Source organism: Spirochaeta isovalerica, assembly GCF_014207565.1.
GTDB lineage: Bacteria > Spirochaetota > Spirochaetia > DSM-2461 > DSM-2461 > Spirochaeta_F > Spirochaeta_F isovalerica.
Map to the genome: position 1 here is coordinate 239,930 of NZ_JACHGJ010000006.1, position 14,981 is coordinate 254,910.

Below are 14,981 nucleotides of genomic sequence, written 5' to 3' on the forward strand. Positions count from 1 at the left end.
CTTATCCCATTCCTCTTGTTCTTTCTCTCAATCTGAAAAGCTCACTGAGCGATTGTCTCAGGCTTTTTGCTCCCAGCCGTTCCATTCCGGCGGCGAAAAAGAGTGCCAGGGCCAGCAGAATGGTTAAAATTGAAAAGAGATATACATGACTTTGCAGGGGATCCACTCCGGCGGGATTCTGTAAATAATCCAGGAATACACCGGCAAGTGTGGCTCCAGCCGTTCCGGATATACCTGTGGCGAGAAACTGGAGGATTCCGAAATTCAACTGCTGTTCCGGTTCAATCATGGAAAAGAAATAGAGTTGGGTCGTATTGTCCGAACCATTGAGTCCCATGGTGGATGCATAAAAAATAACAATCAGGAAAATCCAGGAAAACCAACTGCCGATATAAGGCACGAAAATAATAGTCGCCGAAGAGAGGATCATCAGGATGATCCAGATCATGAGCATAGGCTTGGCACCGAGTCTATCGAGAAACTTGCGACTGATAAAACCCATCGATATGGCCCCGAGACTTCCGGCTACCGTGAGGAGTAGGACGTTTTTATCGGACAGGGCATAAACATCTTTGGCGTAGACCAGAATAAAGGGGCGCAGGATACCACCAACGAATCCGACAGTGAAGAGAGTCAGAAAATAACGGCGGAACTTCCGATCGCGGAATACCGACTTGAGGCTGTACATAAGCCCCTGGTCCCGATGTCCTTCGGGCCTCTTTATTTCGGGAAGCCGGGAGAGGGTGAAAACACCCAGATAACCCAAACCGATACCGATGGCAAAACTTATCATGTAGCGGCCTAGAGGCGCTTGTTCCCCTATGAAGAAAGCTACAATCAGGGAGCCGAGGAGAATGGCGATATCTGTCAGAATCCGCGACAGCGAAAGGTAGCTTCCTCTGTCCTCTCCCATGGAAATCTCCGTCAGAAGGGGGGAATAGCTGACCAGTCCGGCTCCGCGGAACATCTGAAATCCCAGATATCCGCAAACCACAATCCACAAAGCAGTATCAAGGGATCCCGGTTTATCCGACATGGCGATAAAAGGAGTGATCAGGATCGGACTGATGGCAATATACCGGACCATCCAGGCCAGAGTGAAAGCCCTGGCCATCCCCAGTCTCAGAGACAGGATTCTGCCGAGAGGCATGATAAAGTAGGAGATATAAAAAAAGCTCGATACAATGCCGACCATGGTTTTACTGGCACCCAGCCGGATTATAAACAGAATGATGACATTTCCCGCCAGAAACTGAAAGGAGAAGGTATTGATGACTGAAAAAGCCAGCCACCAGAATCGGCCGGTTTTTTTTTCTTCCGGGCTGTAGTATCCATCCATGGGACCAGTATAATAATCAATCGGGCGATTGTATATGAATAGATTTTGAAAAAAGGGATTCCTCTTTTTTCCTGTTTATGCCATTGTGATAGGCATGAATTTCCCTATGTTCGGTAACATTGTCAACGCTCTGGCCATCATCGCCGGAAGTCTACTCGGTCTTTTCCTTTTTCGCGGCAGAATGAAAGGGGAGATGAATGATTCTCTTATCAAGGCGACCGCGCTGGCAATTCTTCTCATAGGCTTGAAAAACGCCTGGGCGGGCGAGAATATGCTACTGATCATATTTTCACTGGTAATCGGCACTTTTCTGGGTGAGTTGATCGGTATTGAGCGCCGATTGGAGGATCTGGGGAAATTCGTGGAATCAAAGTTGAAAGGCGATAACATTGCCAGAGGATTCGTAACAGCCAGCCTGCTTTACTGCGTCGGTTCCATGGCCATCCTCGGATCGCTCGAAGGGGGATTGCGGAACCAGCATGATATCCTGCTGGCGAAAGCTGTGCTTGACGGCGTCATATCCATTATGTTTACATCCACCCTCGGCGCCGGCGTTATCTTCTCAGCTATTCCGGTCTTTATTTACCAGGGCGCCATCGTACTGGGAGCTGTCTTTGTGAAAGACCTTCTCACCGATCAGGTTATCGCGAACTTGAGCGGCGTCGGCGGACTTCTGATTGCTGCCCTGGCTCTGAATCAGTTGGAAGTCAGGAAGATCCGGGTCGGCAATATGCTGCCGGCGGTTTTTATTCCCGTCGTCTATGAGCTGATACTGAAAGCCATTTAGAGTTCCGTCAGATCGGGCGATTTTCCCTGAACGGCCCGATCCCATCTTTGCAGAAATTCCTTCCGCTTAAGAATCTTCGCGCCAAGAGCTGTTTTATAGGGCATATGGGGATGCCCCAGGTTCCAGAAGAATATGCCGGCAGATTCCAGTTTCCGGGCGAGCAGAACCATCTGCAATTTGCCGAAATTGTCGTATTGCTTTTCTCCTCTATGAAAGAAACCGCTGAGGCTCGTATAGGTCCTTCCAATCGTGTAACCCAGTTCTCCGGCAATAGCTTGATTATGGGGTCCCTCATGGAGAGATACGCCCCATATTCTGAAACCGGGATTCTTAACTTTTTCCTCTTCCGATGCCAGATTTCTTATCAGTTCTTTATAGGGAGGGGAAAGCCATGTCGAACCTTTCCACATCCTTTCCAGATTTTCCATAACAAGACCGGGGTCCGGATCGATTCTCAGGCGGATATTCTCAGTTTTCATTCTGCTTCCCGAAAGAATTTTCGCTGTTTTCCGATCGATGTGCAGATTCCTCCAGTCCAGCAGAGCATAAGCGGACTGCAGTTCCGGCAGAAGTTCAGTTTGATTGATTCTTTTACCTGAAACGGCTATAAAGCCCAGTTCGGCTTGTTTTCTGTAGAAAGCCGGAGACCAGTCCGATGAACGATAGTAAGTCAAGGCCGGATTGTCGGCCAGGTTGTCTCTGTGGGCGATTGATAGATTCTCTTCTGTCAGGTAATCATAACTGTCATCAGGAGCGAAATCAGTGTATTTCCATGTTTTGATCTGATGGGAAGGCCATGTTCTGTTAAAGAAATAGTTTTCCAATAAGCCGGGATTGATTAGCCAGCTCTCTGTCGGGGATTGACAGATTCCCGATTCATTTCTGATCTCATATTCACCAAGGCACAATTCCATTTTCGATGAATCGGTTTTCTTTAATGAATAATAGCTGCCTTTATTGTCTTTCTCGGTTGCCAGAAAGGCGCCGGGAATCCTGCAGGAGGGGGGAGAGGTCCGAAGGAAACTTAACAGATCTGCAGGAAGCATTGAATCCTCATCCATATGCAATTCGGCTAGATTCACTTCTGTTCCGTTTATGAAGCCTTCTGTCAGCTTGAGCTCGATTATCGCACCGGGAGGAAGCCTGTAAAAGAGAGCGGGAGATGAGGAATTTACCGCCCATTGGTAGCTGTCATCGAGATAATAGTGGATGATGGATATTCCCTCGACGTCCTCGATTGATAAAAAAGAAGCTTTTACATACCCGGTGTTCATGGAGGTATTGTACCGTATAAGAGGGGAATGTCAGTAAAAAAAATCCGCTCGGTTGAGCGGATTTGAAAATCTGTTTTGATATCAGTAGGTTTTTAATAAAGTACTTGTTCCCGAGAACGTATACTCTTCATCATAACTTGTTTCCGTGTCATCCCAATATTGATTATACAAAACAGCCAAGTCCGTATTTGGTGCGCCGTATGGTGTAATATAAATATCATATGCACCAGCTCTCGGAACGATAAAAGTTCCAGTTGTATATAGGTTTTGTAACATTGGGTCACTGTTATTGAGATAATCTCCAGCTGCTCTATCATATACGTAAACATTAATATACAAATAATCGAGGCTATTATTCCTTACCTGAATCGTTACGTATCCGTCAGGAGTTAATAACCATAAACAACCGGACAAAGAAAACAGCAATGCGCCGATCGCCAAAATTTTTACTAAAAAAGAAATTCTCTTTCTCATAATTCCTCCAAAGTGTTTTTATTCTATCATTATATATTCTAACGCTATATTTTCCATTTTCACCTGTAAAAATTTATAAAAAAGACTTAAATGAGCGAACAGGACCCCCGGGACACAATCATTTCAACCCGTACTTCCTGTACCAGTTGTCAAGGGTCTGATAATTCTCAATACCGAGGATTCTCGCCGCTTCGGATGTGTTGTCGTGGCTTTGCTCCTTGGCCAGCTTAAGCCATTTGACCTTATAATCATCGATTTTTCTGCCCAGATCAAAGCCAGGAGGAATATAGGTAAAATCTTCTTCACTTTCCTGTTCAGAGTCGAGCAAAAGAGAGCTTAAAGTTTCTTCTCCTGAAATAACAAGTGTTTCAGCCCAGATAATCAGCCGTTTCAGTGTATTCTTCAGTTCCCGGATATTTCCCGGCCATCGGTGTGACAGGAGAACTTTTACCGCGTCACCGCTTAATGTCCGCCTTTCCCAGTTCTCACCGGCCTCGCGGGTGAACTGATCATTTATCTCCGAGACAAAGGTTCTGATAAGCACCTCCAGATCTCCCTCCCGTTTACGGAGCGGAGGCATATTGATAATTCCCACAGCCAGCCTGTGAAACAGATCTTCGCGGAAACGGCCTTCACGTATTTCCTGCTGCAGGTTTTTATTGGTGGCGGCAATGATCCGGATGTCGACTTCTATATCCTTGTCGCCGCCGACCCGCCTTATTTTTCCGTTATTCAGTGCCCTTAGAAGCTTGACCTGGGAATTGAGTGGCAATTCTCCAATTTCATCGAGAAAAAGGGTTCCCTTATCGGCCTGTTTGAGGTACCCGTCGTGGTCCGCATCAGCTCCGGTGAAGGAGCCTTTCTTATGTCCGAAGAACTCTGATTCAACCAACTCTCCCGGAATGGCTCCGCAGTTGACGGGAATAAACTGTCCGCGTCTATCCGAAGCTTTGTGAATACCACGGGAAATGAGTTCCTTGCCGGTTCCCGATTCTCCGAAAATCAGAACCGGCACAGAGAAACCGGAGATTTTGACAGCATTGTGAACCAGATTTTTCATGTCATCACATTTATGTATGATATCTTCGAAATGCTTATCCCTGTCTACATCATCCAGTCTTCTGAATGCTTTTGAAATAAAATCAGCCTTGATATTGAAAGGTATGGAAACTTCATTCAGTCCCGATTCCCGGGAGGTCTCAATAAGTTTCGCGGGAAATTCACCCGATGAAAGAATAATCCAGATCGAAGCCATGGCAGGCGTTCCCGGACTCAGATGAAAGGTGCGGTTTTCCTCAGCTCTGTTATTTCTGAGTAGGGAAGAAACATTTTCATAAATGGATGTGAAGTCCGTCGGGCTCTTTAGATTGATATTCTGAAGTTCGATAACAATATCCTGAGGGAAGATATCTCTCTTTTTAAGCAGTTGAAACAGCCAGGGAATGTAGCTCCCCTCTTCGTTTTCCGGCCAATTGGAAAGTATCTTGACTCTTTTGTAACGACCGCTGAGTACTGCCTGTGCGAGAGGTCCCGGTGCCGCATCATTTTTCTCTCTGTAGCAGGTGATGTCTGTCCTGCCGATCCAGGAATACAAGGTCTCAATTTTATCCATATTTCACTATAGAATCAGATTTGCGGATATACAATGAGAATGAAAGTAAAAAATCGAACAACCCTTTGAAAAAAGGACTCCTTTTTATTAAAATTATGTAAAGTATGTTAAGAAAATTTGCAAACCTGTCCATAAAGACAAAACTTCTGTTAACAATCATTCCTCTTCTGCTGTCTCTCATTTTGCTCCGGCAGGTTTTTCTCCTTAGAAATATCAATAATACTCTCTCCAATGAACTGGAAAGCAGGCTGAATCAATCAAACGAACTTATTTATAATTTAGTGGATGAAACGTTTACCGGTTCTCTGAGAAATTACCTCAGAGGAATGATTGATGATGCGGTTTTCAGTTTTGAAGCTGTTTTTAAAGCTTATCTCAGGGGCTCTATTCCTTTTGAAACGGCAATGAAAAACCTGAGTCAGGGACTTTCCAACAGAGTTGTAGGCGATTCGGGTTATTTCTTTGTAATGGATAACCAGGGAAAGATTATATATCACCCATTTGAAGAATATATCGGGGCAGATTTCAGTTCTCTGGATTTTATCGCGGAGCAATTAAAAGTTCGCGAAGGTTACAGAGAGTACGTCTGGCAGAATCCCGATGAGGATGCTCCCAGTGAAAAAGCCATGTACACCAAATCTTTCGATACTATGAACTGGATCATCGGAATTGCCGCCTACAAGGAAGAATTTCCCGATATTATTGATTTTGAACATATGGGAGAGGGACTATTTAACAAAGGAAGCGGTGCCGACTCTTTTTTTATTCTCAATGCCGATGGCGAAGTTCTGCTTCATCCGACTCTGGCCGGCCAGAATATCGCCGATATTGGCCGTTTCCGGGGGATGATGAAAATCTTTTCGGATTACAGAGATGATAAGGTCTTATCCGGAAGCATGGATCTCGGGATAGCAGATCCCGATACCGGTAAAAATACGCGGTTCCGCCTTTCCTATTCCTGGATCCCCGTTTTTGACTGGGTCATAGTATCAGCTATGTCAATCGATGATTTTTACAAACCGCTTCGGGATTTAAACTTCATTTTTATATTTTTTGACTTCCTGCTGCTCTTGCTTGTCGCCGGTTCTCTCTCCATTCTGTTCTCCTTCGTTCTTAAACCGCTCAAAGATTTCACTTCCGATCTTCTCGAACAGGAAGAATTCAGGAACAAACATTTCAGGGGGAAAGGTGATGAAGTCGCAATTGCCAGCGAGGTTTTTCAGCTTTATGCGGAACAGATTAAAAGCGACAAAATCAAACTGAAAGAAGCCGTGGAAGAGAACCGGCTGCTGGCGGATTTCCCTTATCAGGTTAAGCAGCCTGTTATCCGTTTTAACAAAGATTATATCTGTAATTTCATGAACAAACAGGCTCAGAAGGAATTGTATCCCCTCCATACCGGGCAGGATATTTTGACTTTTCTGGACGTGGAGAGCATCGAATCTCTATCGGAAACCGACCGGAAACCCCTGGAAAAACAAATCCTCGGGAGACTTTATGAAATCCGGTCCACATCCATTCCCCAGCACAATGACTGTTATCTTCATTTTTACGATGTCACAACCAAAAGAAGGCTCTCCACGCTCCAGTCGGTCTGGCATCATGTTTTTGATACTTCCATAGAAGGCATAACCATAACCGATGAGAAAGGTAATGTCGAAAGAATCAACAGGAGTTTTACTCTTATTACCGGCTTTGAAGAAAAAGACATTCTGGGAAAATCAGTTAATATGCTGAAATCCCATCGACAGGATGAAAAATTTTATAAGGATATGTGGAATTCGCTCATTGAAACCGGTCATTGGGAAGGGAAAATCTGGAATAGAAAAAGCAATGGAGAGATCTATCTTGAATGGCTTTCCATCTCCGGCTTTATCGATAACAGGACGGGTCTGCAGAAGTATATGGCCATCTTCCATGATATAAGCGAGATGTATGAGAAAGAACAGGAACTCGAGTTCATGTACACTCATGATATTCTGACCAAGTTGCCGAGTCGCGGGCTTTTTTACGACCGATTGACCCAGATGGTGTCCTCTTCAAAAAGAACGCAGGAAACATGTGCGGTTATCATATTGGACCTTCACAAATTCAGCCGTATAAATGAATACATCGGTATGACGGGCGGTGATACCGTACTGGTTGAAATGAGCAAGAAACTGAAAGTTACATTACGGCAGGAAGATACGATCGCCCGTCTCGGCGCTGATCATTTCGGCCTTCTTCTCCCGCGCCTGAACAGTAACGAGCAGATCATAGATATTATTACCAGATTGCAGGAGAATCTGAGCGAATCTATATCAGCAGGGGGGAAGATTGTCAAACCTGTCTTAAATCTGGGAATCAGTCTGTATCCGAACGATGGAGAAACGGCAGAAGTCCTTATCTCCAAAGCCAATATCGCTCTGGAAAAAACAAAAAAACAGAAACCGGGCCATTTCAACTTTTTCGATTCCACGACTCAGAGTGAATTATCCAGCTGGGCAGAGTATGAAGAGTCTTTGAAAATGGCATTGGAGAAAGGCGAATTCGTTTTGCACTACCAACCGAAAGTCAGCTTCGAATCGGGAGATCTCGATGGTTTTGAAGCGCTAATCCGATGGAACAGAGGCGAAGGCGGTTTTATCTCTCCGGGATGGTTTATACCTAAACTGGAAGAAAACGGCATGATTGTCGATGTCGGTTACTGGATTATTGAAGAAGTGTGCGCCTTCATCAATAAAATGTCTGCAAAATTCTCCCGGGATTTTAAAGTGGGTATCAATATCTCCGCCAAACAGTTCATAAACAGCACTTTTCTCAGCGATGTGTTCAGCATTACAGAGAGTAACCGGATCGATCCCCGGTTAGTTGACCTGGAAATTACGGAAAACATCGCCGCCACAGAAGTGACGAAAGCGATTGAAACAATTCAAAGATTAAGAGAACGGGGTTTCTCTATTTCTATTGATGATTTCGGAACGGGCTATTCCTCTCTGAAATATCTGAAAGAATTACAGTTTACTACTCTTAAAATCGATAAATCTTTTGTTGATCCGCTTCCGGGCGATGACAAAAGCCTGTCTATTGTCCGATCCATTATTGACCTGGCCAAAAACCTGGACAAGAAAATCGTCGTCGAAGGTGTGGAGACAGAAGATCAGGCCAGGCTTTTTAAAGAACTGCAATGCGATATTCTCCAGGGATATTATTTCAGCAAGCCGCTGAGCGAGGAAGATGCGCTTCAGCTGGCGGGAGAAATGGACAAGCAGATTAAACCGATTGTCTAATCGCAGGGGTTTATAATTTTCTGTGTTTTGATACAGTCGCGACTCTTAAACTCATCGGGTTTGAATAAATTCGGTTTTTCCTGTGATTATCCCTGGCCGGAGAGTCTACTCATCGAGATTCTGATGACTCAGCATGGCACGGATTGATTCTATCAGAAACAGTGAGAAGGTTTTTTCCGTCAGAGTGGGAATCTTGTCCATAAGCTGAACCAGGGAAATCGTGTTGATAATACCCTCAGAGCCGGTTTCCACAGCCACCAGATTACCGGCATCGACTTCTTTTTTCACAAGATGGGATGAGAGGACACCAAGGCCGCAATGGTTAAGAATCGACGATGCCACGGCTTCATGGTTATCCACAGTCAGCACTCTGTTCAATTTGACTTTTTTCTTGGGAAAATGATTCTCAAACCAATGCCTGACTAGGGACATTTCCTCATCATAGCATATGTAGTTCTGCCTGCTGAGTGAAGAGAATGATACATCGCCTTTAAGCTTCGTATCATAATATTTTCTGGAACAGGCCAGTATCACCTTTTCCCAGGCTACCGGTTCGAAATGAAGGTAATCTGTAATCTCCCGGTCCGTCTTATCTGTCAGAAATTCGTCCAGCAGAACGAAATCGATGTTTCCATCCTTCAGGAGAGGGAGCAGAGTTTCGGGTTTTCCGAATTTAATGGAAAAAGTTACATCGGGATATTTCGTTCTGAAATCGGCCATAATAAGAGACAGATAGGTTTTCCCGAATTCCGCCGGGGCGCCTATCCGGATCTCTCCAAAGGGATATTCTTTGGATTGGAGAAGCTCTCTGTTGTAGATTTTCAGGCCGTTCATAAATGATTCCGTCAGTTCGAACAGCCGCTCCGCTGCTGCCGTAGGGACCAGCTTTTTATGAAGACGTGTGAAAAGAGAGCTCTTTAAATCGCTCTCCAGCTTTTGTATGTTCTGACTTACCGCGGACTGTGTCACATTGAGCTTTTCCGATGCGCCCGTAATGCTTTTTTCAGAATAAACATAATAAAATACCCGCAGCCGATCCCAGCTTTGAAACATTAGCATAACTTAAGCATAAGCTTATTTTATATAATTTTACTAATTAAATAATTTTTTATATTATATATACAGAAGATAAAACCTATTCAATAGAGGAGTTAAAGGTATGAGTGTTAAAGAACTATTCCTTCCTGAAGACAGCAGATTCGATTCAGTCGCCGGCATTGATTCACATATGAAAATTACAGCACAGGATGTCGTTAAATCGATATTCTGGGTTTCCGCCGCAGTTCTGATCATTGCCTACTTAAGCAAACTTATTTAGATTTTTTTCATACCCGGCGCCGGTGTTTCAGGCGCCGGGTTCTTCCCTTTTTCCCACCAGCGTTCATCTTTCTTTGCGTAATCGAGGTCGAGATACAGATCTTCGACTTTCTTTCTGGCCCAGTCGGTTCTGCGCAAAAACTTTAAGCAGGATTTTATCGAGGGATCGTAATTGAAGCAGTTGATTCTGATGTGGGAGCCCAGCTTCTCCCAGCCGAAGTATGCGACAAGCCGTTCGAGTATCATTTGAAGGGTCACGCCATGCAGAGGATCTTTTGATTGTGCCATAATATCCCCGGTTTACTTTTTCGTTTTGAGGTAGGAGGCTATGGTTTCAACAACAACTCTGTGATCTTCCTCCTGAGCCAGTCCTGAAACCGTTATCGTACCGACCGATCCGGTGCCTTTCAGAAAAATGGGAAAGCAACCGCCGTGAGGAGCGAATTGCGCTTCGGGAATCATATATGTCTCCTCTATCGTTTGGCCGCGCTCCTTCAGTTGAGTCCCTATATAGAGGGAACTGTGGCCGAACCTGTTTACGAGATTGGTTTTCCGACGGACCCAGTTGTCGTTGTCGGCTGATGTCCCTTCAAAGCTGTAGTGAAAAAGCTGATGGCCGTTCCGTGTGATGTCGATGGTAATCGCCAGGTTGTCTTTCCGGCCTTTCTCAACCAGCATGGTACCAAGTTCCCAAGCTGTTTCCGATGAAAATGATTCAAATTGGAGCGTATTCTCCTGCTCCAGAATATCCTTTAATGTATACATACCTGTTATTATAGAGCAATCTTAAGGCTCTTTGAATTGTAAAATACAATTGAATAAAAAAACCGGCGCAACTGAACGCCGGTCCTAAGCTAAAATCTCTGAAAAATTATGTCAGATTGATGTACATCGTCGAGCTTGAAACAGCCATCAGAGTAAAAACAATTGTGTTGAGAAAAGCTCCTGTGTACACATTATTTGTTTTTTCCAATGCTTTCTTGGTAATCACGGTGGCAATAAAAAGCATAACGACGAATCCTATGAGAACAATACTGTTGAGTGAAACAGTAGGAAATGACGCTGTACCAGTTATGAAAAGCTTACCGTACTGGGCGATAAGGAAGAGAATCAATCCGCCGATATTGATCAGATAGGAAACCAGGTAGCCTTTGACACCCTGTAGATATTTCGAGTTCGTATTGACTTGCAGGGCAACACCATTGGAAAAATAGTACAGAAAGAAGAAAGGCATATAACGCAGGGCGGACATAAAATGATCTGAATTGAAAGCTCTTACCGCTACCAGCCATATTCTGAAGTCCGTCTTGAACAAGAGATCGATGATAAAAAGAAAAACATAACCGGCTGATGCTGCAATGACAGCCAGAAGGAAAGATTTCAGTATATTGACCGGGGAGATTATCAGACCGTATTGCCTGAGATCCATCCCTGCGGGTTTGTTTATGGTCAAATAGGTGAGGCATAGGATAAGGAATGTCACCACGGCCACTAACATAGCCCAGAAAACGACGGCATTTGTCTGCGGCTCATTGAAGAAAGGACTCAATTGGAACAAATTGCCAGCTCCGACAGTTAATCCGAAAACCAGAAAAGCCGCAAAGGAAGTTAGAATCCATCCGCCGAATTTCTTTTCGTCCTTCTTTCTGAACCGGAAAAATAAAGCAACAACAACAGCCGCAATAAAAATAAGAGACGATACAAGTTTAATCTGCCCCAGACCTCCTGGGAGTTTGGCCATTAGCGTTTGAAAATAAACAGCTGGAAAGAGAGCGCTGAAAGCTATGATCGCCCAGAAAACAGCCTTTCCTGATTTTTTTACGGGACCGTCGAATTCGACAATGGGAGCGGATTTTACGGTGCTGAAGAACGGTGTTGTCATAAGAAGCTGTATCATCGGAATGAATAACAGAAAGAATCCGATAAGCGCGATGAATTCGGAATACTCTTTGAACCGCCATATCTGACTGGTTTCCTTAATAGACGTTTGAGGCAAGTACCTCTGGAAAGAGACATTATAAAACTCAATCTGATAAGCGGTCGTTTTTATAGAGAAATGATTCCAGGGATGAGTTTCTTTCGGTTGATAGATAATTCTTCTTCCCCCTCCCGCAGTCGAATAAAACACTCCGTCTTTTGCATCAGAGGGGTTACCGAGAAACTCCATACCGTCAGCCGTTTTCGCATAATTCTTTCTGACGATGGTCCGGCCTGTGCCATAGGCGCTGGAGTCGAAAAAGAACTCATCGAACTGGCCGCTGATGGCACCTGCTGTTCTATTTGCCAGACTGGCGTTATAGGCTTTGGCGTCAACGCCCAGATATGATGTCCAGCGGAAATCCGATCCCGCAGTCAAAACGGCGGATATTTTACGAACGGCTGCATTTCCTTCGGCAAGAGCTTTCTGATAGGCCTGTTCGTCCATCACAACTGCCATTGTTGAAGAAAACCCGCCCATGGAATGGCCGCTTACTCCGATAATTCCGTTACCGTTATCGTCTTTCAGAACATAGGGTTGATTGTACATATATTGAACTGCATCATAGATTGATGACGGCCAGAAAGCGAAGAAAGGATTGCTCAGAGGAACGCTGTTCAAATAGGAATCGCCATGGGCATACATATCCAGAGCCAGAACGACAAAACCCCTTCTGGACATTTCAATGGCCGGAGCGTCCTGCATTTCTTTGGCATTGAGATAACCATGGGTTGTTATGATCGTCGGTCTGGGATCGGCAGGGCCGGCACCTGCAGGGAGATAGAGAAGACCATTCAGCATACCCTTGTCGGTTTGAAAGGAAATTTCGGTTACCTGGACTTTATAGGCGGATGTGTTGAAAAAATGGGCAGAAATTGTTCCTGCCATTATGAGAAGAACCGCAATGGCCAGCCATGTTCCCGGATTCAGTTTTACAGATTTCAAATCGTTCTCCTTTATCGTATATGATATAAATTATTGTATGTGATAAATGTAAAACTTGTCAAAAGAATTGTCATTTCTTTTAATTCCAGAGATAATTAGCTTATGAATAAAGAAAAATCCACAGTTGTTCCGGCATTGGATAAAGGTCTGAAAATACTGGAAATACTGAGCCGTAATCAGGATTTCATGACCATGAGTCAGATTGCCAAGAGCATGGATTATAAGGTTTCGGAAATCCAGAGAATGGTGGAATATCTATTTCAGAACGGGTATATCAATAAGAATCATCAGGGCGGATTCTATATCAGCAGCAAGTTCTTCTCTCTGGCATCCCGGATAGATTTTCATCATATCCTGATCAGCAGAGCCACTCCGCTCATGAACCAGTTCGCTCTGAGCAGCTGTGAATCCATTCAGCTCTCGGTGCTGGTGGACCGGGAACTTCTACTTCTCGTTCATACGGAAGGAACCAGAACTCTTCGTCTGAGTATTAAGCCGGGAATGTATGACCCCATGGAGACGATTTCGGGAAAGGTTTTAATTTCCCATCTTTCCGAGATCGATCAGGACAAATTCAGTCTCAGCAGGGAAGATCATAAAAATTTGAAGAAAATTAAAAAATCCTGTGACACCAATGGCTATTGCGTCGGCGAGAGTTCCTGTCTTCAGGGCATATACAAATTGTCAACTTATATTCGCAGCACGGATTCTGTGAAAGCTGCGGCTCTGACATGCAGCTTTGCACTACCCAGGGAAGAGAAACTTGCCGAGTACAGAAAAAAACTGATTGATAAATTACTGGAAACAAAAGAGAAGATAGAAGAGCTGCTATAACCTTTCCCGGAGGAGCCATATATGAATGATCAGATAACGACAGCAAAGGAAGGATCTTTTGCCAGATTTACCATTGAAAAACGGGTTCCTTCCATTCTCAGCGATCTGGTTTCCCATAACCGGTTCTCTTCTGCGGTAGAGTTTTCTCTGAAGGCATTCATGGAATCAGTTCCCGCAGGATCGCTCACGACTCTGGATACTTCATATCCTTTTTCTGCCGGAATAAATGCATCTCTGGAAAATCATTGCGATTACAACTGGCTCAATGCCCCTTTTCTGTTTCTGGAAAACTACCTCTATCATAAGATTGCCGAAATATGCGGATTTTTCTCCAACAGGCATGATTATTTTCTCTATAAGAAAGAGGCCGATATAAGAGGGGGGCGGGAAAAGATTTCCAGGGAACTGCAGAGAATCAATTCGATTCATTCTTTTCCTGAGATCTCTCTGCTCAATCTGATGGGGAACAGAGCGGATCTCAGTCAGAGCTCTTTGTCATATTCGGCCGATTCCAAATCGGAACTCCTGATAGATCATCGTGAACAGGCTACAGACATAATAGCTGAGTCCCGGCAGGTTCATATCGTCCTTGATAATGCGGGAGAAGAGCTCTTTTATGATCTTCTGATGGTTTACTGGTTCTTTAAAAATACCGGAATCCGAAAAATCCATCTCCACTTCAAACAGTTACCCTATTTTGTTTCAGACGCCCTGATCAGTGACTATCGGCACCTTTTGAAAATTCTTTCAGAGGATAAGACAACGGAATGGTTCGTCCGGGATATGAATCGGTTCGAGGAAGAGGAAATGTTGGTCCTAAGCGATAACCCATACTGGAGCAGCGGTGAATTGTATTCCCAAATACCAGAGAGGCTGGCCGGGGAATTCTCCGACGCTGATCTTGTTATTTTCAAAGGCGATCTCAATTACCGGAGATTGGTGGGGGATAATGACTGGAAATGGGACACTGAAACAGCATCGCTTGTCAATTATTTCCCATCAGATATTCTCATCAGCCGGATACTGAAATGCGAAGTGATGACGGGATTGGACCAGGAAGCCGTACCGGATAGAAATAAAACCGAATGGATGTTCAGCGGTAATTACGGACAGCTCGAGCTGGTGAGATCACATAATTCTGGACTTTAATTC

General features: G+C 44.4%; 13 protein-coding genes. 5 read left to right on the forward strand and 8 right to left on the reverse strand.

Annotated elements, in window-relative coordinates; genetic code table 11:
* Nucleotide 1: 1 nt before the first annotated feature.
* Entirely contained in the window at nt 2-1,339 is a 1,338-nt protein-coding gene (locus tag HNR50_RS15700; protein ID WP_184747734.1) for an MFS transporter, read from the reverse strand.
* A gap of 106 nt (nt 1,340-1,445) precedes the next feature.
* Here HNR50_RS15700 and HNR50_RS15705 point away from each other — a divergent pair, with 106 nt between their 5' ends.
* Entirely contained in the window at nt 1,446-2,126 is a 681-nt protein-coding gene (locus tag HNR50_RS15705) for a DUF554 domain-containing protein (RefSeq protein WP_184747735.1), read from the forward strand.
* Here HNR50_RS15705 and HNR50_RS15710 read toward each other — a convergent pair.
* The 3 genes from HNR50_RS15710 to HNR50_RS15720 all read right to left on the reverse strand — a co-directional run bounded on the left by HNR50_RS15710 (nt 2,123) and on the right by HNR50_RS15720 (nt 5,486).
* Entirely contained in the window at nt 2,123-3,400 is a 1,278-nt protein-coding gene (locus HNR50_RS15710) for a hypothetical protein (RefSeq protein WP_184747736.1), read from the reverse strand. The two genes, HNR50_RS15705 and HNR50_RS15710, sit on opposite strands and share 4 nt — an antisense overlap.
* An 81-nt stretch (nt 3,401-3,481) precedes the next feature.
* Nucleotides 3,482-3,874: a hypothetical protein gene (locus HNR50_RS15715; RefSeq protein ID WP_184747737.1), complete on the reverse strand. Its 393-nt coding sequence runs from the start codon at nt 3,872-3,874 to the stop codon at nt 3,482-3,484.
* A gap of 118 nt (nt 3,875-3,992) precedes the next feature.
* Nucleotides 3,993-5,486 carry a sigma-54 interaction domain-containing protein gene (locus tag HNR50_RS15720; protein WP_184747738.1) on the reverse strand — a complete coding sequence of 498 codons (1,494 nt, stop codon included), beginning with the start codon at nt 5,484-5,486 and terminating at the stop codon, nt 3,993-3,995.
* A 104-nt stretch (nt 5,487-5,590) separates the two neighbouring features.
* Here HNR50_RS15720 and HNR50_RS15725 point away from each other — a divergent pair, with 104 nt between their 5' ends.
* Nucleotides 5,591-8,755: an EAL domain-containing protein gene (locus HNR50_RS15725; RefSeq protein ID WP_184747739.1), complete on the forward strand. Its 3,165-nt coding sequence runs from the start codon at nt 5,591-5,593 to the stop codon at nt 8,753-8,755.
* Nucleotides 8,756-8,860: 105 nt separating this feature from the next.
* Here HNR50_RS15725 and HNR50_RS15730 read toward each other — a convergent pair whose 3' ends face one another.
* Entirely contained in the window at nt 8,861-9,814 is a 954-nt protein-coding gene (locus HNR50_RS15730) for a LysR family transcriptional regulator (RefSeq protein WP_184747740.1), read from the reverse strand.
* Between the two features lie 100 nt (nt 9,815-9,914).
* On the opposite strand from HNR50_RS15730, the gene HNR50_RS15735 reads away from it, so the two are divergent.
* Nucleotides 9,915-10,073 (forward strand): hypothetical protein, encoded by a 159-nt coding sequence (locus HNR50_RS15735; RefSeq protein WP_184747741.1) that lies wholly within the window; start codon nt 9,915-9,917, stop codon nt 10,071-10,073.
* Here HNR50_RS15735 and HNR50_RS15740 read toward each other — a convergent pair.
* From HNR50_RS15740 to HNR50_RS15750, 3 genes are all read right to left on the reverse strand, one after another.
* Nucleotides 10,070-10,360 carry a VF530 family protein gene (locus tag HNR50_RS15740; RefSeq protein ID WP_184747742.1) on the reverse strand — a complete coding sequence of 97 codons (291 nt, stop codon included), beginning with the start codon at nt 10,358-10,360 and terminating at the stop codon, nt 10,070-10,072. The two genes, HNR50_RS15735 and HNR50_RS15740, sit on opposite strands and share 4 nt — an antisense overlap.
* 12 nt (nt 10,361-10,372) lie before the next feature.
* Nucleotides 10,373-10,837, reverse strand: coding sequence for a heme-degrading domain-containing protein (locus tag HNR50_RS15745; protein WP_184747743.1), 465 nt, complete (start codon nt 10,835-10,837; stop codon nt 10,373-10,375).
* A gap of 106 nt (nt 10,838-10,943) precedes the next feature.
* Complete coding sequence (locus HNR50_RS15750) at nt 10,944-12,995, reverse strand: alpha/beta hydrolase (RefSeq protein WP_184747744.1); 2,052 nt, start codon at nt 12,993-12,995, stop codon at nt 10,944-10,946.
* 102 nt (nt 12,996-13,097) lie between these two features.
* On the opposite strand from HNR50_RS15750, the gene HNR50_RS15755 reads away from it, so the two are divergent.
* The gene (locus HNR50_RS15755) at nt 13,098-13,829 is read left to right on the forward strand and encodes an IclR family transcriptional regulator (RefSeq protein WP_184747745.1); all 732 of its coding nucleotides are present in this window, start codon (nt 13,098-13,100) and stop codon (nt 13,827-13,829) included.
* A gap of 21 nt (nt 13,830-13,850) precedes the next feature.
* Nucleotides 13,851-14,978 carry an ARMT1-like domain-containing protein gene (locus HNR50_RS15760; protein ID WP_184747746.1) on the forward strand — a complete coding sequence of 376 codons (1,128 nt, stop codon included), beginning with the start codon at nt 13,851-13,853 and terminating at the stop codon, nt 14,976-14,978.
* Nucleotides 14,979-14,981 lie beyond the last annotated feature (3 nt).

Bases quoted from the DNA above. Each gene is read 5' to 3' on its own strand.
- HNR50_RS15700 (WP_184747734.1), bottom strand. From the start codon at position 1,339: ATGGATGGATACTACAGCCCGGAAGAAAAAAAAACCGGCCGATTCTGG.
- HNR50_RS15715 (WP_184747737.1), bottom strand. From the start codon at position 3,874: ATGAGAAAGAGAATTTCTTTTTTAGTAAAAATTTTGGCGATCGGCGCA.
- HNR50_RS15710 (WP_184747736.1), bottom strand. From the start codon at position 3,400: ATGAACACCGGGTATGTAAAAGCTTCTTTTTTATCAATCGAGGACGTC.
- HNR50_RS15760 (WP_184747746.1), top strand. From the start codon at position 13,851: ATGAATGATCAGATAACGACAGCAAAGGAAGGATCTTTTGCCAGATTT.
- HNR50_RS15720 (WP_184747738.1), bottom strand. From the start codon at position 5,486: ATGGATAAAATTGAGACCTTGTATTCCTGGATCGGCAGGACAGACATC.
- HNR50_RS15735 (WP_184747741.1), top strand. From the start codon at position 9,915: ATGAGTGTTAAAGAACTATTCCTTCCTGAAGACAGCAGATTCGATTCA.
- HNR50_RS15755 (WP_184747745.1), top strand. From the start codon at position 13,098: ATGAATAAAGAAAAATCCACAGTTGTTCCGGCATTGGATAAAGGTCTG.
- HNR50_RS15705 (WP_184747735.1), top strand. From the start codon at position 1,446: ATGTTCGGTAACATTGTCAACGCTCTGGCCATCATCGCCGGAAGTCTA.
- HNR50_RS15740 (WP_184747742.1), bottom strand. From the start codon at position 10,360: ATGGCACAATCAAAAGATCCTCTGCATGGCGTGACCCTTCAAATGATA.
- HNR50_RS15730 (WP_184747740.1), bottom strand. From the start codon at position 9,814: ATGCTAATGTTTCAAAGCTGGGATCGGCTGCGGGTATTTTATTATGTT.
- HNR50_RS15745 (WP_184747743.1), bottom strand. From the start codon at position 10,837: ATGTATACATTAAAGGATATTCTGGAGCAGGAGAATACGCTCCAATTT.
- HNR50_RS15725 (WP_184747739.1), top strand. From the start codon at position 5,591: ATGTTAAGAAAATTTGCAAACCTGTCCATAAAGACAAAACTTCTGTTA.